The organism is Dictyobacter vulcani, assembly GCF_008974265.1.
Classification (GTDB): Bacteria; Chloroflexota; Ktedonobacteria; order Ktedonobacterales; family Ktedonobacteraceae; genus Dictyobacter; species Dictyobacter vulcani.
In genome coordinates this window covers 262,979-288,474 of the sequence record NZ_BKZW01000004.1, presented here as the reverse complement: position 1 = coordinate 288,474, position 25,496 = coordinate 262,979, and the positions used below count along the sequence as shown (strand labels likewise).

General features: G+C 58.1%; 8 protein-coding genes and 7 pseudogenes. All 15 read right to left on the bottom strand.

Features of this window, described 5'->3' with window-relative positions; genetic code table 11:
- Nucleotides 1-31 precede the first annotated feature (31 nt).
- Nucleotides 32-2,265: pseudogene (locus KDW_RS36265) on the bottom strand (non-ribosomal peptide synthetase); the annotation flags it as partial.
- 63 nt (nucleotides 2,266-2,328) lie between these two features.
- Nucleotides 2,329-2,769, bottom strand: a pseudogene (locus KDW_RS36260) (phosphopantetheine-binding protein); the annotation flags it as partial.
- 2 nt (nucleotides 2,770-2,771) lie between these two features.
- The gene (locus KDW_RS34460; protein WP_233098020.1) at nucleotides 2,772-3,908 is read right to left on the bottom strand and encodes an amino acid adenylation domain-containing protein; all 1,137 of its coding nucleotides are present in this window, start codon (nucleotides 3,906-3,908) and stop codon (nucleotides 2,772-2,774) included.
- A gap of 206 nt (nucleotides 3,909-4,114) precedes the next feature.
- Nucleotides 4,115-5,413, bottom strand: a pseudogene (locus KDW_RS28540) (condensation domain-containing protein); the annotation flags it as partial.
- A gap of 41 nt (nucleotides 5,414-5,454) precedes the next feature.
- The gene (locus KDW_RS28535; RefSeq protein WP_198925641.1) at nucleotides 5,455-6,459 is read right to left on the bottom strand and encodes a TauD/TfdA family dioxygenase; all 1,005 of its coding nucleotides are present in this window, start codon (nucleotides 6,457-6,459) and stop codon (nucleotides 5,455-5,457) included.
- A 28-nt stretch (nucleotides 6,460-6,487) separates the two neighbouring features.
- Nucleotides 6,488-6,997 (bottom strand): annotated as a pseudogene (locus KDW_RS28530) (condensation domain-containing protein); the annotation flags it as partial.
- Nucleotides 6,998-7,052: 55 nt separating this feature from the next.
- Nucleotides 7,053-8,125: pseudogene (locus tag KDW_RS28520) on the bottom strand (condensation domain-containing protein).
- Nucleotides 8,122-8,649, bottom strand: a complete 528-nt coding sequence (locus KDW_RS34455; protein WP_233098019.1) for an AMP-binding enzyme — start codon at nucleotides 8,647-8,649, stop codon at nucleotides 8,122-8,124. Before KDW_RS34455 ends, KDW_RS28520 begins: the two are co-directional and overlap by 4 nt.
- A 146-nt stretch (nucleotides 8,650-8,795) precedes the next feature.
- Nucleotides 8,796-10,229 (bottom strand): annotated as a pseudogene (locus tag KDW_RS36255) (AMP-binding protein); the annotation flags it as partial.
- A 27-nt stretch (nucleotides 10,230-10,256) separates the two neighbouring features.
- A pseudogene (locus tag KDW_RS28500) lies at nucleotides 10,257-10,970 on the bottom strand (condensation domain-containing protein); the annotation flags it as partial.
- Nucleotides 10,868-11,149 carry a condensation domain-containing protein gene (locus KDW_RS36250; RefSeq protein ID WP_162005697.1) on the bottom strand — a complete coding sequence of 94 codons (282 nt, stop codon included), beginning with the start codon at nucleotides 11,147-11,149 and terminating at the stop codon, nucleotides 10,868-10,870. The pseudogene KDW_RS28500 and the gene KDW_RS36250, both read right to left, overlap by 103 nt.
- Nucleotides 11,059-12,324, bottom strand: a complete 1,266-nt coding sequence (locus KDW_RS35455; protein WP_269822552.1) for a condensation domain-containing protein — start codon at nucleotides 12,322-12,324, stop codon at nucleotides 11,059-11,061. Before KDW_RS35455 ends, KDW_RS36250 begins: the two co-directional genes overlap by 91 nt.
- A gap of 5 nt (nucleotides 12,325-12,329) precedes the next feature.
- Complete coding sequence (locus tag KDW_RS35450) at nucleotides 12,330-12,833, bottom strand: condensation domain-containing protein (RefSeq protein WP_151759298.1); 504 nt, start codon at nucleotides 12,831-12,833, stop codon at nucleotides 12,330-12,332.
- Nucleotides 12,830-19,384, bottom strand: a complete 6,555-nt coding sequence (locus tag KDW_RS28480) for a non-ribosomal peptide synthetase (protein ID WP_151759297.1) — start codon at nucleotides 19,382-19,384, stop codon at nucleotides 12,830-12,832. The genes KDW_RS35450 and KDW_RS28480 overlap by 4 nt, the downstream gene beginning before the upstream one ends.
- Entirely contained in the window at nucleotides 19,306-25,332 is a 6,027-nt protein-coding gene (locus KDW_RS28475) for a non-ribosomal peptide synthetase (RefSeq protein ID WP_151759296.1), read from the bottom strand. Before KDW_RS28475 ends, KDW_RS28480 begins: the two co-directional genes overlap by 79 nt.
- Between the last annotated feature and the right edge of the window lie 164 nt (nucleotides 25,333-25,496).

The following is a 25,496-nucleotide window of genomic DNA, read 5'->3' as shown; positions in this document are numbered from 1 at the left end:
GTGGTGAAGGTGTATTCTCGGTCGGACCATATCCATTGATCAACACGCTCTCGGGCGCATGGCGTAGTAGATGCCTTACATGTGGCACCGAAAGGATATCGCCACCGGAGAGCACATATTTCATCTGCGCCAGCGCCTCAACATGCTCATCGACCATCTGGTGGAACAGGCCAGCCGTCAGCCAGAGGATACTGATCTGCTCGTCCAGCAGGATCTGGGCCAGTTCAGCCAGCGATGGTCTGGCCACTGGCAACAGGACCAGCTTCGCGCCATTGAGCAGGCTCCCCCAGATCTCTAAGGTCGAGGCATCAAACGAATTGGACGAGAGCTGCAGGAAGGTCTCATCGGCACTGAAGGGCAGATAGTTGGTGTTTTTGACCAGGCGCACCACCGCACGATGCGGCACCGCCACTCCCTTGGGTTTACCGGTCGAGCCCGAGGTGTAGACCGCATAGGCCAGTTGATTGGCCACCACCGCGATGTCTGGATTCTTCTCACTATATGCGGGAACCAGGCACTCTTTCAGCGTCAACACGGTCGGGCCCACATCTGGCAACCGAGTAGCAAAATCGCTACTGGTCAGTACAACCTTAGCCTGCGCATCATCCAACAGCAGCGTAATGCGCTCCTGGGGATAGGCAGGATCCAGCGGCAGGTAGGCCCCACCGGCTTTGAGGATACCCAGCATGCCCACGATCATGGCCGGTGTGCGCTCGGTATAGAGACCAACCAGCTCATCAGCCTGGACACCATGGGCGCGGAGCGCGTGCGCGACCTGATTGGCATGCGCGTTCAGCTCCGCATAGGTCAGTTCAACATCCTGCCACTTCAAAGCGATGGCGCGTGGATGCAGCCGCACCTGCTCAACAAACAGCTGCTGGATACTGGCTTCGCGTGGATACTCGACCGTCAGGCCACTCCACTCATCCACCAGCATACTTTTTTCCTGCGCAGGCAGTAATGAAAGATCGGCTAAAGCGGTGGTTGGATCAGCCACGATCGAGGCCAGCAAGGTCTGCCAGTGCTGTAAGAGCCGCTCGATGGTCTGGTCCTTAAAGAGATCGATATTATATTCAAACCAGCAGACCAGCTCGGAGTCATCCTGGGTGGCAATCAAGCTCAGATCAAACTTGGTGGTCTCATGGACCAGTTCGACGGTATCGACCGTCAGATCAAAGAGCTGTTCCTGCTCGCCCTGCTGGACATTTTGCAGACTGAACAATACCTGGAACAGCGGTGAACGACTGGGATCACGCTCGGGCTGCAGGACTTCGACCAGCTTCTCAAATGGCACGTCTTGATGACTGTAGGCGTCCAGGGCGACCTGGCGTACACGCTGTAGGAGCTGAGTGAAGGCGGGATTCCCAGCCAGATCGCTACGCAGCACCAGGGTATTGACGAAGAAGCCGAGCAGGGCTTCGATCTCGGTGGAGGTACGGTTAGCGATCGGGGTGCCCACACTGATGTCGGTCTGGCCTGCATAGCGGCTGAGCAACACCTGGAAGGCTGCCAGCAAGGTCATAAACATGGTCACGCCTTCGCGCTGGCTGAGAAGTTCCAGTTCCTTTTGCAGCTCGGCCGAAATGACGATGCGCTGGCGGGCCCGCGATAGCTCTGTATAGCAGGCCGCGAAAAATCGGTCGGCAGTTCCAGCGTGGCGGCTGAGCCAAGCTGCTGCTGCCAGTAGGCCAGCTGACGATCCAGCACCTCGCCCTGCAACCAGTTGCGCTGCCAGACCGCGAAGTCCGCATACTGTACGGGCAGCTCGGCCAGTGGGGACGCCTGATCCTGATGAAAGGCGCGATAGAGCGTATTCAGCTCACCCAGGAAGACCGTGGTGGACCAACCATCCCAGGCCAGGTGATGCACGTTGACGAACAGGACATAATCCTGCGCGCCACAACGGATAATCTGGCTGCGGAACAAAAGCTCATGCTCAAGATCAAATGGCTTCTGGATCTCAGCCTGTAAGTGCTGCAGCAGGCGCGCCTCATCACTGGTCAGATCCACATGCTGCACCTGGAAGGCCGCAACATCCTGCACGATCGGCAGTGGCTGTCCCGCCTGATCGGCAAAGATGGTTCGCAGGACCTCATGGCGGCGCACGATCTCCCGCAGGCTCTGTTCGAGGGCACGCACATCTACCGTCCCATGCAGGCGCAGCACCTGTGGGATGGTATAGGCGGTACTCTCAGGCTCCAGCTGCTGCAGGAACCACAGGCGCTGCTGCGCGAACGAGAGCTGTGTCTTTTCTTCCGCAGGCACCGGAACCAGGGGCTGCAGGACCGTCCCATGGACCTCGCGCAGCGCGCCCTCAACGTACTGGGCCAGTCGGGCAATCACAGGACGATCGAAGAGTACGTTCAGCGTGATCTCGATTTTCAACGCGGTACGCAGGCGTGCAACCAGCTGGGTCGCGAGCAGTGAATGGCCACCGATCTCAAAGAAGTTATCATAGAGTGAGACACGCGGCCGATGCAGGACCTTACACCAGATATCAGCGATCAATTGCTCGATTGGTGTGCGCGGAGCCACATAGGCTTCCTGTTCCTGGCTCTCGACACTACCCGGTACCGGCAGGGCATGGCGATTGATCTTACCGTTTGAGGTCAGGGGCAGGCTATCCAGCACCACGATATGCGTCGGCAGCATGTAGGTCGGCAGTTGCTGCTGCAGGAAGGTCTTCAGTTCAGCGATACTCAGCTGCTCGCTCGCTCGCGCCACCACATAGGCCACCAGCTGTTTATCACCGGCCGTATCCTCACGCACAATCACCACATTCTCACGCACCGCTGGATACTGGCTGACAGCGACCTCGATCTCCCCGAGCTCGATGCGGAAACCACGGATCTTGACCTGATGGTCGATGCGCCCGATGTATTCCAGCACCCCATCCGTACGATAGCGCACGATATCGCCAGTCTTATACAGGCGCCCCCGGCCTGCTGGCCAAAGGCATTGGGGATAAAGCGCTCGGCCGTTAAACCCGGACGATTGAGGTAGCCGCGTGCGACGCCATCACCACCGATATACAGCTCACCGGGTACACCAGCCGGTACGGGCTGCAGGCGCTCATCCAGCACATACAGCTGGGTATTGGCAATCGGCGTACCGATCGGTAATGCGGTGGACAGCTCGGCCGCCTGCGGGACATCATAGATACAGCAGCCAACCACGGTCTCGGTTGGTCCATATTCATTGATCAGGCGTGTCTGCGGCGCGAACTCACGCCAGGGTGCGACCTGATCTTTGAGCAGGGCCTCACCACCGATGACCAGGGCGTTGGTCGAGGCGGCGAACTCCTCGGGCTGCAGAACCTGATTCAGCATCTCCAGGTGGGCCGGCGTAATCTTGATCAGGCTATAGTGGTGGCCCTGCTTCATCGTCTCGGCCAGGGTCTCGATGTTCTGTGCTTCAGGCACCAGGGTGACGCCACGGCCACTGATCAGGGGCAGAAACAGGCTGGTCACGGTCAGGTCAAAGGCCAGTGACGAGTGGACCGGTGCGCCATTGCCGCTCTCAAGCGCATAAAATTGCTGCGCCCAGCTCAGATAGTTGGTCAGGCCACCCAGCGTAATCATCGCGCCTTTCGGCTTTCCCGTGGAACCAGAGGTATAGATCACATAGGCCAGATTGGCCGGCGTGGTAGTAACCTCCAGGTTCTCGCTGGCACCGGCAGCAATCGCCTCCTGCTGCTCATCCAGCAGCAAGAGCGGTGTGACCTGTGGCAACTGTGCCGCCAGCGCGCTGGTGGTCACTAAGAGTCCTGCCTGCGCATCCTCGACGATAAAGCGCAAACGCTCCTCCGGATAGGTCGGGTCCAGCGGCAGATAGGCGGCGCCGGCCTTGAGGATAGCCAGGATACTGACCAGCATCTCGTTGTTGCGTGGCAGGCAGATGGCAACCAGGCTTTCCGCGCCAATGCCCCGTCCACGCAGGAAGGCCGCCAGCCGATTAGCCGCGCATTGACCTCCGCATAGCGTAACTGCTGCTCCTGATCCTGGACGGCCACGGCTTCAGGAGTACGCTCGGCCTGCAACTCAAACAAGCGCGCCACTCCGGTCGCGACTGGATACTTGCGCGCGGTCGCGTTCCAGGTTGTCAAGAGCTGTTCCTGCTCGGCTGCACTGAGCAGTGAAAGAATACCAATCGAGGACTGCGGTGCTTTGATGGCATGTTCCAGCAGGGTCAGGTATTGCGCGGACAGGCGCTCAATATCCGAGGCGGCGAAGTACGCGGTATTATAGTGCCATTGCAGGGTCAGCTTTCCAGCGTTCTCGATTACCGAGAGCTTGATTTTGCCGGGCACGCTATAGACAATACTCGTGCTTAACGCGAAGCTGACATCCGAGCCGCCAGGCGTGGGCTGCTGGCTGATGGCGGCAAAGCTATATGGTAGCGCGGCATTGGCATGCTCATACGCAAAATAGTGCTGCATCTCTTCAGCTTCGGTACGCGAAAGCTGAGTGACCTGCAGCACATCGACAAAGTTCTGGCGATCATAGAGGTGGGCCACCAGCGGAACATAGCGTGTAACCGGACCAGGCACCTCGGCCAGTTCTTCATAGATGCGTCCATTGACCGCCAGACCAACCTGGACCGCACTTTTACCGGTCAGACGCCACAGCAGGATAGCCCAGGCGCTGAACAGGCTATGCTCAACCGTACTCTGCTGGCTGGCCGCGAAGTGCTCAAGCCGGGTATAGAGCGTGGAGGAAACTGCGTCCTGGCGCACCTGCGTCGCAGAAACCACGTGCTCCACATCCGGCTTGCGCTCACCTGGCAAGGACAGCTCGGCCAGATCAGCAGCCTTGCGCTTCTGCCAGTACTGCTTGCCAGCCTCGCTCTCCTCTTCCTCTAATAGCTCGTTCTGCCATTCAGAAACCTGCAAGTACTGCACCAGCTCTTCTTCATCATCGGAACAAGCATCGGAGCCAGCATAGCCCTGAGCCAGCTCTTTGACAAATTGCTGCAGCGTCGTCTGATCCGCATTCAGCGCATGGAAGGTCACAACCAGGGCCGCTTTGTTCTCTCCTAAAGAAACATAGTTGAGATGGACCAGTGGTCCCTGTTCCAGATTGAACTCACGCTGGCGCTCTTGCTGCAACAAGAGTGCCAGTTCCGCTTCCTGAGCCGCCGCGGACAGCGATGAGAGATCATGGCTGTTCCAGCTATAGAGCGCCTGCTCCGCGAGCACCTGGATCGGCATCGAGGTACCGGGCAGCAGGACAAAGGTGGTGCGGAAGATCTCATGGCGCAGCATAATCTGCTCACAGGCCGCTTTGAGCTGCTCACTGACAATACTGCCAGTGAGCTCAACAACGGCCTGTGCATAAAAACGGTCGCTCTGCTGAGAGAGCCACAGATAATTCTGTTGTGGTGAAAGGCGATAGCCTTCAATTGTTTTTTGCACGTGCTTTTTCCTCGCCAGACACTATAAGTCGTTTAAACTCATCATGCCGCCCATCGCGACGTAGAGCTTACGTGGACCTTTAAAGGATTGCGCGCATGGGCCATCAGCATGTTGTCGAGCATGATGATGTCGCCCTGCTGCCAGGGAAAACTCAATTCGTTGCGCTCATAGACGGCGCAGATATGCTCCATCACGTCGTCAGCAATCGGGCTACCATCGCCCAGGTAGCAGCAGCGTGGCAGGTCGTCTTCAGCAAAGAGCTCATACAGCGAGGCACGCACATCGGGATCCAGACAGGCGGTATGCCAGTGGGTCGCCTGGTTCCACCAGAGTTTCTCGCCGGTCTTAGGATGCGTCAGGACGGCCGGGCGAATCTGGAAGGTCTTGAGGCGGTCATTGTCTTTCCACTCAAACTCGATGTGCTCACGGCGGCAGTAGGCCTCGATCTCGCTCTTCTCTTTGGTGCGGAACACCGTCTGCCAATTCAGGCCCAGGCCAGTCCCATAGTTGCGCACATACATAACATTCTTGCGCTCAAACTCCTCGACCACCTCCGGCCGGATCTGCTGGTAGATCGTGCGGCTATCCGCGATTGGAGTCTCACCGCCGCGATCGGCTGGTCGGCCACAATAAAACCAGATCTTGACCGGCCAGGTGGCATTAAAGGAATTCTCGTTGTGCCAGAGCAGCTTTTTCTCAGGCGGATAGAAGACCGGCGTATAAACGTTGCCGCTGATCTCCTCGCGTGGATGCTCGCCGTTCTCACTATACAGGTCGTCACACAGCTTGCTGGCCAATTCTTCAAAGACCAGCGGACTGGCAATCTTAAAGCCACGGAAGAGGATCGCCCCATGCTTGAGGAGTTGTTCCTCAAGCATAGCGGCATTGTTCTGCGCCCAGGCCACCAGATCAACCGAGCTGTCGACCGGCTTAATGACCAGGGGAGATAGCCCTTCCCGCTCTGGAAGTGATCCCAGGTTGACCAGTTGGGCTGGCTGTGTCACAACTTTGGGCTTAATATTTTTAAACTTGTTCAGAGCACTCATAACGGTTGTATCTCCTTCTCAAAAAAAGCTAATCGATTTTGGCAGAAATGGCTTTGGGCTTAGCGCCTTTAAACTTGTTCCTGGCAGACTGAGCACGCTGCTTCTGAGCCTGCTCTTGCTGCTCGCGCTCGGCGAGCGTGAACATTTCCAGTGTGGAGATATGAGCATCGGGATTGTTCAGGATACTCAGGACCAGCACTTTAAAGTGTTCGGCCAGGCGGATCATGGTCGAGGCATCGAACAGGTCGGTATTATAGGTGATGAGGCCGTGCAAGCCGCTTTCAGCCGGTGTGATCTGTAAGATGACATCGAGCTTGGAGCTGATGGCTTCGGGTTTCATCACCGAGACATTGATATCGTCCAGGACCTGACTACCACTGGCAGGCAGGTTTTGCAGTAAGAATTTGACCTGGAAGAACGGTGCAAGATTGGTACCCCGGCCCGGACGAATTTCTTCGACCAGCTTCTCAAAGGGCACATCCTGATGCACATAGGCTTGCAGACACATAGTGCGGTTCTGCCGCAGCAGCTCGCGGAACGTGGGCTCCCGGAGAGATCCGAGCGCAACACCAGCTGGTTGATAAAGAACCCGATCAGGTCCTCGACCTCGGCCTGGTTACGGCCCGCGACATCGTACCCAGTACAATGTCGTCCTGCTGGCTATAGCGCTGGAGGACCAGCTGGAACACGCTCAGCAGGGTCATGAACAGGGTCGCTCCCTCTTGCTGGCTGAGGGCCTGGAGCGCTTCAGCGACCGCTGACGGCAGAGAGAACTGATAGGCCGCACCATTACTGGTTGGCACCGCCGGCCGGGCCGATCGGTTGGCAGTTGCAGAGAGGTAAAGCCACTCAGCTGCTGCTTCCAGTAGTTCAGGTGATAATCCATCAGATCGCCGTGCAACCAGCTGCGCTCCCAGAGCGCGACATCGGCATATTGGATCGCCAGGTTGCTGAGCGGTGAGGGCTTGCCATGACTATAGGCGTGGTAGAGCACACTCAACTCGCGTAACAGCACACCCATGGACCAGCCATCGGAAACAATGTGGTGCATGGTCAACAGGAGCACAAACTCGCTTTCCTGCTCATCCAGCGCCTCACTGCCACTGGACTCACTGGCGGTAGACTGGAGTCTGGGATCACTACAACGGACCAGCGTGGCGCGCATCAACGGTGCTTCCGTCAGATCAAAGGGCCGTTGTGCATCTTCCAGCGCCAGTTGCTTGATCAGCGTATCGCGGGCACTGGCTACCAGTTCGCTGATATTCAACTGCCGGACCTGGAAGGTGTCGGCGCTATGGATGATCTGCACCGGCTGCTCATCCTGGACCACAAAGCTGGTGCGTAAGATTTCGTGCCGGTTGACAATCTCCTGCAGGCTGCGGACCAGCGCCTCGGCATTCAGATCACCGCTCAGGCGCAGGGCCAGCGGAATATTATAGGCCGCATTGGCAGGCTCCATCTGGTCGATGAACCAGAGCCGCTGCTGCGCGAACGAGAGCGGGATAGCGCTCTCACGCGACATCGGCACCAGAGGTGGGGTGGCCACATGCTGGTTCTCGCGCTGGAGTTGCGCGATCTGCGCCGCCATCGCAGCCACCGTCGGCGCTTCAAAGAGACTCTTGAGCGGGATCTCGATCTGGAACTCGGCACGAATGCGCGAGATCAAGCGTGTCGCCAGCAGTGAGTGTCCACCAGTTCAAAGAAGTTATCATGAGCATGCACCTGCTTGAGCGAGAGCACGTCGCGCCAGATGTTGGCCAGCAACTCCTCCAGCGGACTCAACGCCGCCGCGTACTGGTCGTCCGTGCGCTCGTCCTGCTCCTCAGGAGCCGGCAGGGCGCGGCGATCAATCTTGCCATTGCTGGTCAGCGGCATGGCTGGCAGCAGCACAAAGGCCGTTGGCAGCATGTAGTCCGGCAACTGCTGGCGCAAGAACTGCTTGAGCTCGTCAATCGCGGGCGTCTCGGCAGCCGAGGTACAGACCACATATGCCACCAGGCGCTGCTGCGTCGGTACATCCTCACGGACCAGCACCACATTTTCCTGGATCGCCGTGTGCTGCTGGAGCGCAGCCTCGATCTCACCCAGCTCGATGCGGAAACCCCGGACCTTGACCTGATAATCGACGCGACCGACAAACTCGACCGTTCCGTCAGGCAGGTAGCGCGCCAGGTCACCGGTGCGATACATACGCTCACCGGGAACCCCACTGAAAGGATTCGGCATAAACGTGCTGGCCGTACGCTGTGGATCCAGCAGGTAGCCACGTCCAACCCCGGTACCACTGATGTATAGCTGGGCCGCGACTCCGATCGGAACCGGCTGGAAGCTTCATCCAGGATATAGAGGCTGGTATTGGCCAGGGCTTTACCGATCGGCATCACACTGACATGTGCCGCCGGTGGCTCATCGACAACCAGGTGTGTCACATCGTCCGAGCACTCGGTAGGACCATAAGCATTGACCAGGGGCAGATGGCTGTTCTGGCACCAGCGGCGGCAGAGATCCGCCGGCAGTGCCTCACCTGTGGCCACCAGCCAGCGCAGGCTGCGCAGCTGCGCATTCAGGCGCTCCGTAGGGATCATCTCGACCATGGCGCGTAACAGTGACGGCACCACCTCCAGGATCGAGATGTGCTCCTGGGCCACCGCCTGCACCAGATTCTCAGGATCATGGGCGATCTCGTCAGGCAGGATATGGACCCGCGAGCCGCTGAGCAGACCGGCGAAGATCTGCCAGACCGAGATATCGAAGCAGTGCGAAGCCGTCTGCGCGATACGGTCGTATTCCGTGATGTCTAGCTCCTCGATCTTGATGAAGAGATGGTTGAGCATCCCCTTTTGTGTGACCATCACCCCCTTAGGTTTGCCGGTCGAGCCCGAGGTATAGATCACATAGGCCAGGCGCTGATTATCCGCATCATCGGGCAGCAGCAGCGTACTCTCCTGCGCGAAGTCCTGCCAGGTGGGATTCAGACACAGCGTCTGGATCGTACTGATCGGGAGCTGATCACGCAGGTGGGCATAGGTCAGCAGGACCCGTGGCTGCGCGTCCTGGAGAATGGTTTCCAGGCGACCTTTCGGTGTGGCCAGATCCAGCGGCAGATAGGCTCCACCGGCCTGGAAGATCGCCAGCATGCCGATCACCATCTCGATGGAGCGCGGCATATACAGTCCAACCAGCACGTCAGGACCAACACCCAGGCGGCGCAGGCGATGCGCGAGCTGTGTGGCCCGTTCCTGCAACTGTCCATAGGTCAGTCGCGTCTGGCCACAGACCAGGGCGACCGTGGTGGGATAGCGGTTGGCGTGGTTGGCGATCAACTGGTGCAGTGACGTATCCAGTTGATACGGCACCTGTGTCTGGTTCAGCTTCCCGACGATATGCTCGACTTCACGATTGGTCAGTAGTGGCAGTTCGGCCACTACCGCCTCGGGCTTCGCCAGTATACCTTCAAGCAGCGTTTGCAGATGGTGCAACAGACCGGCAGCCGCCTCGTTTGAGAAGCTGTTGTGGGTATAGCTCAGCTGGAACAGGATCTGCTGATGCGGCAGGACCTCCAGCATCAATGGATAATTGGTCTGCTCGACCGTATGGTTGAACTGGACACTGAGCTGCTGCTGGCCATCGGCGCTCTCTTTGAGACTGGTATCCACCGGATAATTCTCAAAGACAAAGAGGCTTTCAAACAAGCTGGTCCCACGCGGGACCTCACTCCAGCTCTGCACACTGACCAGCGGGCTGTATTCATAGGGTCCAACCTCTACTGATGCTGCTGCAACTGCTGCAGGAGTTCGCTAACCGGGGTGGTCCGGAGAAGCTGGCGCGCACGGGCAGGGTGTTGATAAAGAGACCAACCATGCGCTCGATATCCGGCACCGCCGCGGCACGTCCGGCGACCGTGGCCCGAAGACCACATCTGACTCACCGCTATAGCGGCTCAGCAGAATCGCCCAGGCTCCCTGGACCAGCGTGTTCAGCGTAAGCTGCTGCTGCCGTCCCAGGCGCTGCAGTCCCTGTGTTACCTCCTCTGACAGCTCCAGCTGGCATTTGCCATAGCTGACTTCGCGTACTGCCGACTGCGCTTTCTCAACCGCGATCGAGGTTGGAGCCATAAAGCCGCTCAGCTTCTCGCGCCAGAACGCCTCAGCCTTCGCCATATCCTGCTGCTGCAACCAGAGGATGTAATCCTGGTACGAGCGCACCTTCCCCAGGACCGGCTGGCGCTGCTGATCAGTGGCCTGATAGCAGGCAAACAAGTCTTTCAGGAGCAATGGAATACTCCAGCCGTCCAGCAAGAGATGGTGATAAGTCCAGACCACCTGGTAGTGGTCCTCGGACAATTGACAGAGGAGCAGGCGCAGCAACGGTGCCTGGGAGAGCGTGAAGCCCTGGAAGCGATCGGTCTTCAGATACTCGGCCAATTTTGCTTGCTGCTCTTCCACCGAGTCAGCCTGCCAGTCCACACTGATGACTGGAATCTCTGCCGTGCGCGACACAACCTGCAACGGCTCCTGTAGTCCCTCCAGATAAAGCCAGTGCGCAGGACACCATGGCGGGCGCTGACCTGCTGCCAGGCCTGCACAAAAGCCTCCACATTCAATGGACCATCAATGCTAAAGCAGGTCTGGATAATATGGTCGCCGCCGACTGGCTCATAGAGACTATGGAACAGCAGACCCTGCTGCAAGGGCGACAGCGATAGACCGACTCGACATTGCGGTTATTCCCCAGCAAGCGATCAATCTGCTCCTGGGTCATGCAGGCCAGCGGGAAGTCCGATGGCGTATAGCCGCTATTCTGCAGATCCTGACACAGGACAATGATCTGTCGCACGCGCTGGATAAAGTTGTTAGCCAGGCGCTCGATGGTTTTGGCCTCGTGGTGCGCCGTGCTATATGCCCAGTCGATGGCGAAACCGCCATCCACGATACTGGCCGTAATATCCAGCAGATGGACGCGCAAGTTGTTCTCATACTGCGACATGCCACTGGACTCAGCGGCCTCGCCGAAGATGCCGTCAGACTGGATGACCTGGTCAAACTGGCCCAGGTAGTTAAAGCTCAGCTGCGCACATGGCAGCGTGCGCAGCTGCTCCAGGGTCGCACGTTGCTCCGCTGGCAAACTCTCGTCCGGTTGATACAGGTAGCGCAGCGCCCATAGCCAATGCCGGAACGTGGCACCTGGCGCAACTGCTCTTTGATCAGCTTCAAAGCGGTCAGCGGTTGCGTCGCGCCCTGTGCCGCAGGTCCAGCAGCAGTGGATATAAGCTGGTGAACCAGCCACCGAGCGGGATAGATCCATGCCGGGCTGCAGATACTCGCGTCCATGGCTCTCCAGATTGACGAACAGGGCCCGGTTGCCGCTCCATGGTAAGAGGGTCAGTGCCAGCGCCGTCAACAACACATCATTGATCTGCGTGTGGAAGGCCGGTGGCACATCCTCCAGCAGTGCCCGCGTCTCTTCCCTGTTCAAGGCCTGCCGCACATGCTCCACCGAGGAAGCGGTATTCGCGCCCGTTTGATGGTCGGTCGGCAGATTATGGAAGAGATGGTCGGTCTGCGCCAGCCAGTAAGGGAGTTGTTTGACCACCTCCTCTGATTGCGCATAGCTCTGGAGTTGTCCCGCCCACTGCTGGAAGGCCGTGGTCTTAGCGGCCAGCTTAACCGCCTGGTTCTGCACTAATTGACTATAGGCCACCTGGATATCTTCCAGCAGCACGCGCCAGGAGACACCATCCACTAACAGGTGATGGATCACCAGTAAGAGACGCGATGGCTGCTCGGCCCCCAGATCAAACCAGACCGCCTTCCAGACCGGACCATGGAACAGGTTGAGCGCGGCCTGGGCGTCCCGGGCGTGCAGCTCAATCAGATCCTGTAAGTCCTGACCACTATATTCAGAAACATCGATCCTATCGAAGACAGGAGCCGGGCCGACTCGGGTGCAGCGATGGTCTGTAGCCAGTGTCCATCGCGATAGCTAAAGCGTGTGCGCAGGCCATCATGGTGGAGCGGTAGATGGGCCAGCGCCTGCTGCAGTAGATCCACCTGGATATCCGGGCGTACACTGAGCATGAAGGCCTGGTTCCAATGGTTCGGATCGACCAGCTGCTGCTCAAAGAACCAGTGCTGGATCGGTGTCAACACCACGTCGCCACTGATCGGTCCCTGCTCTATCTCGTTGACCGCGATACTGCCCGCACTCGCCAGCACCCTTGCCAGTCCAGCGATGGTCTGGTGTTCAAAGATGTCGCGTGGCGTGAGCTGTAAGCCCAGTTCACGAGCCCGTGACACGATCTGCAGACTCAGGATCGAGTCACCACCGATCTCGAAGAAGTTATCATCCGTACTGATCGGCTGCTCGGTACTCAAGACCTGGTCCAGAGCTGTAGCAGGATCTCTTCTTCCTGGTTGCGCGGAGCAATGATGTCACGGGCCATGCTCTCCTGATGCTGATCAGGCGTTGGCAGAGCCTTGCGATCAACTTTACCGTTAGGTGTCAGCGGCAGCGCCTCCAGGGGCAGGAAAAAGGCCGGAATCATATAAGCCGGCAGGTATTCCTGGAGATAGTGCCGTAAGCCATCGACATCAGCGGTACCAACCACATAGGCCAGGATGCGCTTAGTGCCGTTGGACTCCTCCTGCACCGTGACCACCACGTCTTTAACGTCGCGATGGCGCTGCAGGCAGTTCTCGATCTCACCCAGCTCGATGCGGAAGCCGCGAATCTTGACCTGATGGTCAACACGGCCGATGAAGTCGAGGTCGCCATCAGCACGATAGCGCACCACGTCACCGGTGCGATACATCCGCGCTCCAGGTGTCGGACCAAAAGGATTCGGGATAAAGCGCTCGGCCGTCAGCTCGCCGCGTCCATAGTAGCCGCGTGCCAGGCCCTCACCGCTCAGGTAGAGCTCGCCGCGTACCCCCAATGGTACCGGTTGCAGATAGGGATCCAGCACATAGACCTGGGTACCACTCAGTGGCCGCCCGATGGTCAGGTAGTTGGAATTGACCAGCGTATAGGTTGAGTAGGTGGTATCTTCTGACGGACCATACAGGTTGTAAATGTTCTGGATGTCCGTCGTCTGCTCTAGCTGCTGTACCACCGTCAGCGGCAGCGCCTCACCACACATATTGATGGTCAGCACGCCATCCGGAAAGGCCCGTTGCCGGACCAGTTCGGCCGCCGCCGATGGGACGGTATTGACCAGCGTTACCTGGTCACGATAGGGATGCTGCGCCAGCTCCATGGCGTTCTCGGCGATGATCACGGTACCACCAACATTCAAGGTGACAAAGATCTCGAAGATCGAGAGGTCAAAGCAGATCGAGGTACTCGCCAGCACTCCCTTGAGTTCAGCCTCTGTATAGGTCTGCCGGGACCACTCGACGAAGCTGGTCGCGCTGGCATGCGTGACCATTACCCCCTTCGGTCGGCCGGTTGAACCCGAGGTGTAGATGACATAAGCCAGGTTGGCCTTCGTCATCGGTACATCAGGAGCGCTGACTGGTTCCTCGGACCACAAGGCGCTGTCGCGATCACTACACAATACCGCGATGCCCGGGAGCGCGATCTGCTCCTGCAACGAGGTCTGGGTCAGCAAGAGCTCCATCTGCGCATCCGCCTGGATGAAGTGCAGCCGCTCCACCGGATAATTAGGGTCCAGTGGCACATAGGCGGCTCCGGCCTTGAGGATGGCCAGCATACCCACCAGCAGCGACACCCCACGCTCCAGACACAGGCCAACTTTACTCTCTGGCCCGATACCCAGTCCACGCAGATAGTGGGCCAGCTGATTGGACTGCTGCTCTAACTCCTGATAGCTCATGCTCTCCGACACCGACAATAAAGCGGTGTTGTGTGGCGTCTGCTGTGCCTGGCTACTGATGCCACTGTGGAGCGTTTCAATGCTTACAACGGGCAGCGCCGGACCCTGCCAGCTATCAAACAGGGACTGCTCACGCTCGGTGAGCAAGCGATAGCGACCAATCGGATGTTGTGGATCAGCCACAATCGCCGCCAGCAACTGCTGGAAGTGCGCGCTCAAGCGTTCGATGGTCTCAGGCTTGAATAGCTCGGTACTATATTCAAAGGATGCGCTCAGGCCCTGGCTGGTCTCAGCCGCCGTCAGGGTCAGATCAAACTTGGCCGTGTGGGTCTCGATATCAACTACACTCATCTCTATATCCGAGATACTCTCTGCTGTAAAGGGCACATTCTGGAGCATGAAGAGCACCTGGAAGATCGGCGAGGTACTCAGGTCACGCGTGGCCTGGACCGCATCGACCATCAGATCAAATGGCACATCCTGATGCGCATAGGCATTCAATGTGGTCTCGCGTACCGACTGGAGCAGATTGCGGAAAGACCACTCCCCATCCAGTTGTGTGCGCAGCGGCAAGGTATTGATAAAGAAACCGACCAGCGACTCCAACTCACGCTGCGAACGATGCGCCGACACCGTGCCGACCACAATATCGTTCTGCTGACTATAGCGAGCCAGCAAGAGCTGGAAGGCCGAGAGCAGCGTCATGAATAGGGTCGCGCCCTCCTGGCGACTGATGCGCTGGAGTCCAGCCAGAATCTCTGGCGAGACCACGAAAGCCTGCTTCGCACCCTGGCGCGTCATCACCGCCGGTCGCGCATAGTCGGTAGGCAGATTCAACGGCTCAAGGTGGGAAAGATTGTCCTTCCAGTATTGCACCTGCGTCTGCATAGCAGCTTTCTGCAGCCAGTTGCGCTGCCAGAGCGCGTAGTCCGCATACTGCAGGGTCAGTTCTGGCAAGGGAGCCACACTGTTCTGGTTCAGGGCCATATACAGTGTCGTCAACTCCTGCACCAGAATACCGACCGACCAGCCATCGGAGATAATATGGTGCATATTCAGCACCAGGATATGCTCCTGTGGCGAGAGCGCGATCAACAAGGTGCGGAACAACGGTCCCTGCTCTAAATCGAAGGGCCGCTGGAGCTCGACCTGCGCCAGTTCCAGCGCCTGCGCCTCTACATCCAGATCCTCTTGCGGCAGGATGGTCAGCAGCGGAAGCGTGAAGCGGGTCGCCGGGGCGATCTGCTGGACCGGTTGATTATTGACGGTGGTAAAGGTCGTGCGCAGGCTCTCCTGGCGGCGTACAATCTCGGTCAGCGCATTTTCGAGTAGCTTCACCTGGATCTCGCCCTTGAGCCGGATCACCACCGGGAGCGAGTAGGCCACGCTCTCGGAGTCCATGTGGTGCAGGAACCAGAGGCGCTGCTGCTCAAAGGAAAGCGGGATATGCTGTGGTCGCTGCTCAACCGCGACCAGTTCCGGTGCCAGTGTGTGCGCCTGACTACGGCGTAGCTGCTCGAACAACACGGCCTGCTCGGCGATGGTCGGGGCATCAAAGAGCGTACGCAGCGGTATCTCAAGCTGGAAGGCCGTGCGCAGGCGTGAGACCAGTTGCGAAGCCAGCAGCGAGTGACCACCGATCGCGAAGAAGTTATCCTCGACGCTGATGCGCTCACGCTCCAGCACCTCACTCCAGCAGGACAGCACCACCTCTTCGTTCAGGGTCCGTGGGGCCACGAAGCTCACGGCAGTATCTTCCACGAGATCCAGGACGAGCAGGGCCTTGCGATCAATTTTGCCATTGGGCAGCGTTGGCAGCGCGGGCAGGAAGACGAAGTGCGAAGGGACCATGTATTCTGGCAACGTCTGCCGCGCCAGTTCACGCATCTCCTGACTGCTCACCTGCTCTGACTCGACCGCCAGATAGGCCACCAGTTTCTTGTTACTGGCCGTATCGCCATGGACCAGCACGACATTCTCACGTACCGCCTCATGCTGGTTCAGGACATTCTCGATCTCACCCAGTTCGACGCGGAAGCCACGGATCTTAACCTGATCGTCGGTACGGCCCAGGATCTTGATCTCGCCGGTCGGTAGATAGCGTACCAGGTCACCGGTCTTATACATACGTGAACCTGGCAGTGGGCTCCAGGGATCCGGCACAAAGCGCTCAGCGGTCAGGGCTGAGCGCTTAAGATAACCGCGACTCACACCGGCCCCGCCGATATACAGCTCACCGGATACCCCGATCGGCACCGGCTGCGCGGCCGCATCCAGCACATAAGCATAGGTATTGGCGATCGGGCCACCGATGGCGATGTCCTGCGTATCCAGGCGACACTTTCCGAGCGTACACAGCACAGTCGTCTCGGTGGGACCATACTCATTCACGAACCGCCCCTGGCCGATCCAGCGTTCCAGCAGATCAAGTGTCCAGCGATCACCGCCAGTAATCACCGTTTTGAGCTGCGGCAAATTATCGTTCGGCAAGGCCTGCAGCACCGATGGCGGGAAACGTCCCGAGGTAACTTCGTAGCTTTGCAGCAGTTCATGCAGGGCCTCACCAGGGATCATCACATCCGTAGGCACCAGACAGAGGCGCGCCCCACTGGTCAGGGTCGAGAAGATGTCGGCAATCGAGACATCAAAGTTAAGCGACATATATTGCAGGACCCGATGCTCCGAGGTCAGGTTATAGACTGGCTTCAAGGCATGCACGAGATTGCGCAGGTTGCCATGTTCAACCATCACCCCTTTAGGCAGACCAGTCGAGCCCGAGGTATAGATCACATAGGCCAGATCCCGTGACTGCGTCACACACTCGGGATTCTCCGAACTATAAGAAGAGATTTCCGCCCATGAGCTATCCAGGTTCACAAAGACCGTCCCCATGTAGGTTCGACCCTCGGGGTCGTTTGGTGCCCCCATGTAGGTTCGACCCTCGGGATCGTTTGGTGCCTTGCACAACACCACCGAGACCTGCGAATCATTGATCATGAAGGCCAGGCGATCCGCGGGATAAGATGGATCCAGGGGTAGGTAGGCACCACCGGCTTTGATGACACCCATAAGCGCGACCAGGGCCTCCAGTGAGCGCTCGATACTGATACCCACCAGCGTGTCTGGTCCGACCTGATGCCGAGCCTGCAGATAGTGCGCGACCCGGTTAGCGCGCTCATTCAATTCCTGATAGCTCATGGTCTGCTCGCGATAGGCCAGCGCGATTTCCTGCGGCTGGCGGCTGACCTGCTGCTCAAACAATTGCTGCACGCTCGCCGTGGATGGTAGAGGCGCATTGGTCTGGTTCCAGCTGGCCTGCAAGCGTAGCTCGTGTGCTGGCAGAACCGAGATCTGCTTCAGGCGCTGCTCAGGCTGCGCGACAATCGTGGCCAACAGGGTCTGCCAGTGCTGTAAGAAGCGCTGGATGGTGGACTCCGCGAACAGATCCGTGCTGTATTCCACCACACAGTTGAGCTGCTGATCAATTTCTGCCACCGAGAGCGTCAGATCAAACTTGGAGGTGCATTTCTCGTTCTCAACGGGCGTCACCACCAGATTGGCCGGTGTATGCTGTGAGCCCGCCGCATGTTGGTAGACAAACATCACCTGGAACAGAGGCGCGTGGTTCTTCTCACGCTCAGGCTGCAAGGTCTCGACCAGTTTCTCAAAGGGCAGATCCTGGTGCGCATAGGCATTCAACGTGGTCTCGCGTACCTGCTGCAAGAAATCCCGGAAGCTGGGATTGCTGCTGAGATCGTTGCGGATCACCAGCGTATTGACGAAGAAACCGATCAGGTTCTCGATCTCGCTCTGACCACGGTTCGCCACCGGTGTCCCCACGCTGATATCTGACTGCTGTGTATATTTGGCGAGCAGGACCTGGAAGGCTGCCATCAGTGTCATGTATGTGGTGACACCGGCCTGCTGACTGAGGCGCTGGATGCCCTGATATAATGCCTGGGGAACCACTACTTCCTGGCGTAGACCCTGACCAGAGGCCATGGCGGGCCGTGGGAAATCAGTCGGCAGTTCCAGCGGCTCGACACCTGCCAGTTGCTGGCTCCAGTACGCGAGCTGATTTTCCAGGACCTCGCCGCGTAACCAGTTGCGCTGCCAGAGCGCGTAGTCCGCATATTGTACCCGCAAGGCAGGCAAGCGCACGGACTTGCCTGCGACGTTGGCGCTATAGAGGGCGAAGAACTCACGCTCGAACACGCTCATCGACCAGCCATCCCAGGTAATGTGATGGACCGTCATGAAGAAGACATGCTCGGTAGCCGCAAGCTTGATACAGCCAGCGCGCAGCAAAGGACCCGTGGCCAGATTAAAGGGCCGCTGCACCTCTTGCTGGACAGTCTCCTGTACAAAGGCTTCCTGCTCCTGCTGGGATTTCTGGCTGATATCCACAACCGTAAGATTGAGTTGCAGTTCCGGTGCAATTTTCTGCACCGCCTGTCCATTCTGTGTGACAAAGGTGGTGCGCAGGCTTTCGTGGCGCTGCACAATGGTTTGCAGGCTCTCTTCCAACGCCGTCAGGTTCAGGTCACCCTGGATATGCAGCACGAGCGGGCTATTATAGGCCGCGCTATCTGGCTCTAGTTGATCCAGGAACCAGAGGCGCTGCTGTGCAAAGGAGAGAGGCAGATGCTCGCGCTCCTCCACCGCGCTGATCACCGGCGGCTGGTGTTTACGGCCTGCCTCCTCGATCCAGCGCGCCTGCTCGGCAACGGTTGGATATTCAAACAGGCAGCGCAGGGGCATATCGACGTGCAGAACCTGGCGAATACGTGTCAACAGGGTGGTGGCTAAGAGCGAGTGGCCGCCCAGTTCAAAGAATGAAGTATGGACACTCACATGCTGGACATCCAGCACCTGGCTCCACAGCTCGGCCAGCGCCACCTCGATGGGACTACTTGCCGCCACAAACGAGTTGTCCGCCACCGTGAATTGTGGCTCCGGCAAGGCTTTATAATCGACTTTGCCGTTGGCGGTCAGTGGCAGTGTCTCCAGGATCATGAAGACCGATGGCAACATGTATTCGGGCAGATGTTGTGCCAGGAAATCCTTGAGGACGGCGAGGTCACAGACCACCCCGGCTTCACCAGCAGATAGGCCACAAGCTGCTTCTGGCCCGCCGGCGTCGTCGCGACCGTGACCACGCTCTCTTCCAGGTCTGGATACTGCGCCAGCACCGTCCCGATCTCACCCAATTCGATGCGGAAGCCACGCACCTTGATCTGATCATCAGCGCGACCCTGGAACTCGATCTGGCCATCGTGCAAAAAACGCACCAGGTCGCCAGTCCGATATAAGCGTTTACCGGTTGCTTGCTGATCATAGGGATCAGGCACAAAGCGCTCGGCGGTCAGATCGGCGCGGCCCTGGTAGCCACGACCGACACCGGCACCACCAATATACAGCTCACCAACCACGCCGACCGGCACTTTCTGCAGATGCTGATCCAGCACATAGACACTGCTATGCGCCACCGCTCGTCCGATGCTCGGCACGCGCAGGCTGCCCAGATCCTGTTCCTCGACCACGCCAGCCGTAGCCAGGACCGTGGCCTCGGTCGGACCATAATGGTTGACCAGCGTAAATGGTGTATTGGCCTGGGGGCGACGCTGTAAAGCATCGCCACCGGTCAGCAGGAAGCGCAGGGTACTATCCTCGGGCTTCTGGGCCAGCAACTGTTCCGCTAATGGGGTCGGCAGGAAGCTGATCGTAATCGCCTGCTCGTTCAACCAGCGCTGCAACAGCTCAGGTGAGAGGCGCGTCTGCTCGTCAGGCACAAACAGGCTGGCACCAGCCGTCAGATAGGGCCAGACTTCCCAGACACAGGCGTCGAAGGCCACACCGGCCAGTTGCGTCGCCCGGTCATCAGGAGTCACCGCATAGCTCTGCTGATGCCAGTGCACCAGGTTCAGCAGGTTCTCCTGCGTGATCTGCACACCCTTTGGACGACCAGTTGAGCCCGACGTATAGATCATATACGCCAGATTGTCCGGTCCGGCCACGACCGCTGGATTACTGGTCGCATAATCAACCAGTTCGGACCACTGCGTATCCAGGTTCCACACCAGCATGCCCTCTACTGAGACCAGAGCGGCCAGTGAGGATTCCGTCAACACAATCTGCGCTCCGGCATCCTGGAGCATATAATTAATGCGCTCGGCAGGATAGACAGGGTCGATCGGCAGGTAGGCCCCGCCAGCCTTCAGAACCGCCAGCAGCGCGACAAACATCTCGGTCGAGCGTGGCAGGCAAACGCCAACCACCTGCTCAGGACCAACGTGCTGCGCCTGCAAGAAATGGGCCAGTAGATTGGCACGTATATTCAGTTGTTCATAGGTCAGTTCCGCCTCAACGGTGCGCACAGCCAGCGCCTGTGGACGCTGAGCCGCCTGCTGCTCGACATATTCCTGGGTCAGCAGCGTCACCTGGAAAGGCGCTTTCACCTCATTCCAGCCGGTCAACTTCTCCTGATTTTCCTGGGACAACAGAGGCAGGCCGCCAATCGGTCGATTGGGATCAGTGACAATGCTATTGAGCAGGACCTCGAACTGGGCCACAAACTGCTCGATGGTCACGGTATCAAACAGATCGGTATTATAGATCAGCGTGCCCTGGAGATTCTCAGCGGTCTCCCACATATGCAGTTCCAGATCCACCTTGGTGGTGGCGTCCAGCGTATTGACCGGAGTAAGCACCAGGCCAGGTAGATTAAGTTCCGCCGCCGGGGTATTCTGCAGGCTAAAGCTCACCTGGAAAAGTGGATTTACACTGAGATTGCGATCTGGATGCAGTTCCTCGACGATCTTTTCAAATGGTAGATCCTGATGCGTAAAGGCCCGCAAGGCGGTCTCACGCACCTGCTTGAGCAGCTCGACAAAGGTTGGATTACTGGAGAGATCGCTGCGCAGAACCAGCATGTTGACAAAGAAGCCGATCAGGCCCTCGATCTCGGCGCGATTCCGATTGGCAATCGGCGAGCCAACACTGATATCATCCTGACCGCTATAGCGCGCCAGTAAAACCTGGAAGCCAGCCAGCAGGGTCATGAAGAGGGTCGAGCCAGAGTTACGACTCAGGTCCTGCAACTTCTCCTGCAATTCACCATTGAAAGTAAAAGGGAAATGGCGTGCATGACCACTCGGCAACGCTGAGCGTGGACGATCGGTCGGCAGGTCCAGCGTCTCGACGTTCTGCAACTGCTGCTTCCAGTAATTGAGATGGGCATCCAGCACACCACCCTGGAGATACTCCTGCTGCCAGGCGGCAAAGTCAGCATATTGGATCGGCAACGCGGCCAACTCGGCCTGCTCGCCCTTGATGCTCGCCGTATACAGATCGGACAACTCGGAGAGGAAGATGGAATTCGACCAGGCATCCGAAACGATGTGGTGCATGGTCAACACCAGAATATGCTCTTCCGCCTCTAATTTGAAGAGCTGTACGCGCAGCAAGGGTCCCGTGACCAGATCGAAAGGCTGATCCACACACTCACGGATCAAGCGCGTCAGGGTCTGATCCTCTTCGACATTCTGGACACCAACCGCATCGAGCACTGTGAAGACTGGTAGGCTCAATGGCGCGGAGTCATGGATAACCTGCGTGGTCTGACCATTGAGCGTCGCAAAGGTGGTGCGTAGACTCTCATGGCGGCGGATAATCTCATTCAGGCTGAACTCAAGCGCCGGGACATGCAAGCTGCCAGTCAGGCGCAGGGCGATATGCTTGTTATAGGCAATCGTGCCTGGATTCAACTGCTCCAGGAACCAGAGGCGCTGCTGCGCAAACGAGAGCGGCAAGACCTGATCGCGTGGGATAGCCTGGATCTCCGGCGTCTGGTTGATACCTGGCTCGCCAACGGCCTGCAACATCAAATCATTGACGCGCCGGGCCAGGCCCGCGACCGTAGGCTCCTCAAACAACTTCAGGATCGGGATCTCGATACCGACCGTGGTACGCATGCGCGAGATAATCTGGGTGGCGAGCAGTGAGTGTCCACCGAGGGCAAAGAAGTTATCGAAGATGCCCACGCGCCTGACATTCAAAACCTCCGACCAGATCCCGGCCAGCAACTCCTCAACCGGATTACGCGGAGCCACATAGAGGTCCGTTACCACCGGCAAGGCTTCTTCAGGTTCTGGCAGGCGGCGGCGATCGATTTTACCATTGGGGGTCAGTGGCAACGAGGCCAGCACCACCACCGCCGTCGGCACCATATAGGCCGGCAGACGATCCTGGACAAAGGAGACCAGTAGCGCGCTATCCACCTCAGCCGAGGCATGCTTCAGCACCACATAGGCCACCAGGCGCTGCTCCCCGACCAGATCCTCGCGCAAGAGCACGACGCTCTCCTCAACCTGCTCATGCTCACGCAACACCTGCTCAATCTCGCCCAGTTCGACGCGATAGCCGCGCACTTTAACCTGCGAGTCGGCACGACCCAGGAACTCAATCTTGCCATCGCTGCCATAGCGCGCCAGATCACCAGTGCGATAGAAGCGCTGCTGCGGCTGCGGCGCCCAACCCAGCTCGACAAATTTCGCCGCGGTCAACTCGGGCTGATTCAGATATCCCTGCGCCACGCCCGCGCCCGCGATATACAGCTCGCCAGCCACACCAACCGGCACCAGTTGACCACCGTTATTCACAATCACTACATTGATATTATTCAATGGAAGACCCAGCGGCAGGACCGCTTTATCGGCGCGCTTCCACTCCGACTGGACAGGTCCCAGTACGTTGACCAGGACACCCACGGTGGTTTCGGTCGGACCATAGTGGTTGATGACCTCACAGGTCGCGCCACTCTCAGCCAGGCGCGCCAGCAGCGTACCCGTCAAAGACTCACCACCCAGGATCAATTGCTTGCGCGGCAGGATCTCCAGTCCGTTGTCGCTGGCTGCCAGCAGCGCATTCAAGTGCGAAGGCACAATTTTCAGTACATCAATGGGATGGCTGCGCACATACTCAGACCAGAGCTGAGCCGAAGTCACCGTTTCGTAGTCCAGGATATGCAGACAGCCGCCGGAGACCAGCGACCCAAAGATCACCGTGTTCCCGAGGTCGGCCGCCAGCGTCGAGACCGTGGCGAACTGCCAGCCAGCCTGCCAGTTCAACTGCTGCTGCAAGGACTGAATATAGTTGCTGACATTCTGCTGCGTCAGCAAGACACCCTTGGGTGTACCCGTTGAACCAGAGGTATAGATCACATAGGCCAGATCGGTCGGATTGAGCGCCACCTGCGGGTTCGCTACAACCTGTGAGTTCTGCGAGTTCTGGTAGGCCTCAACCGGCAACACCTCGACCTCGAAGTCCGTAAAGAGGTCCTGCGAAAACACCTGGGACACCACAACCTGTACCCCGGTATCTTTCAGTTGATAGCCCAGGCGTTGCGCCGGAAGTTGCGGATCCAGGGCCACATAGGCACCGCCCGCCTTCAAGATAGCCAGCAGACCAACCACGGTCTCGATCGAGCGCGAGGCACACAGACCAACCAGCACATTCGGAGCCACGCCACGCTTCTGCAAGGCTACCGCCAGGCGGTTCGCCCAGCCATTGACCTCAGCATAGGTCAATGTTTCGTGGTTGCTGGTCAGCGCAGGCCACTCGGGATGTAGCGCCACCTGCTGCTCGAATAACTCTACCAGCGTTCCATGTGCAAACACTGTACGTGGGCCACTGAACTGCTGGACAATGCTGACTTCTTCTTCAGCGGTAAACAGGGCCAGTCGCTGGACCTCGCTGTTCTGGCCGTTAAGGGCATTGTGGAACAGCGTCAGGAAAGAGGAAGCAAATTGCTCGACCTGTGACACGGTATAGGCATTCGCATCAAAATGGAAACGTACTTGCAGGCCAGCCTGCTGCTCCAGCACCTCCAGCTTCAGCACAAACGGCTCGGAATGGCTACTGACAATATTCGTCAGCTCAAACACGACCGTGGTATCCTCAACGTTCTGGACGCGTGGCAGATAGGCAAAATGCGTCGGGAACGTGACGCGCTGCTGCGTATTCAGCTTATCCCAGGAAAAATACAGTTGACGCTGCTCCGCTTCAGTCGCGGTCAGATCCACCTGCCGCACCAGTTGCGCGAAGGTCGAGCTCTGATCAACAAAGGTCGTAAAGGGCAGGACCCGTGTATAGAGGCCGAGCGCCCCCTGAAGCTCTTCATAGCTGCGGCCAGTGTATGCGACACCCGTAACAAGCTCTTCTTGATTGGTCAGGCGCGCCAGGAACAATTGCCAGCCAGCCAGCAGGATATTTTCCGGGGCTACCTCCAGTTGCTGCGAGGCCGCCTGTAGTTCTGTGTACAGCGCAGGTGAGAAAGCAAAATCATATATCTGAGGAGTAAATGTGGCGCTGGTCTGTTTGGAAGAAACCTGACTACCAGGCAATGAGAAAACTTCAAGAGCCGACAGTTGTACATGCTGCCAGAAAGAACAATGCTCCTCCGCCTCATCCTCCTCAAACAACTCATTCTGCCAGGCAGCCACGTCCGCGTACTGGAGTGGCTCCTCTTCAGAGCTCACGCTCCCGGAAAGGCAGGCCTGATATTCCTGCGCCAGCTCACTGCTAAACGCCTGCAAGCCAGCGGCATCCGCGCACAGAGCCGGCAGCTGCACCAGCAAATACTGCTGACCAGTCGTCACAAAATCGAGCAACTGCACCGCCAGCAGCGGGCCCTGCTCCAGATCAACACCCTGCTGAAGAGAAGGAAGCAAAGACTGAAGATACGCCTGCTGCTCCGCGACTGCCAGCGACTCAGTAATCTCCGTCTGCCGCCAGCTAAACTCAGGACTTCCCACAATCTGCATTGGAAAATCCATACCGGGCAGGGAACGAAACACCGTATGTAAGATCTCATGTCGTTCAACAAGCTGCTGTACAGCACGCTGCACCAACGGAGCCTGAAGCGAACCATTCAACGAAATCACACCTTGTACCAGGTACGCATTCTGGTTCTCCTGAGAGAAAGGCCAGAGACGTGTTTGCTGCAAGGAGAGGCGCGAACCTCGTAATGATACCTCCATATTACCAATCCATTCCTTTACTTTTCAAGCAGAATGAGGACATAATGCATAAAAACAACACCTATTTCTCATGCCCATCAATCAATCGAGGGATCTTCAACGTTTCCATTTGTACATACAAGAAGAGTAGCCAATCCGGGCACAGAATACGTTCCCTCCAATGC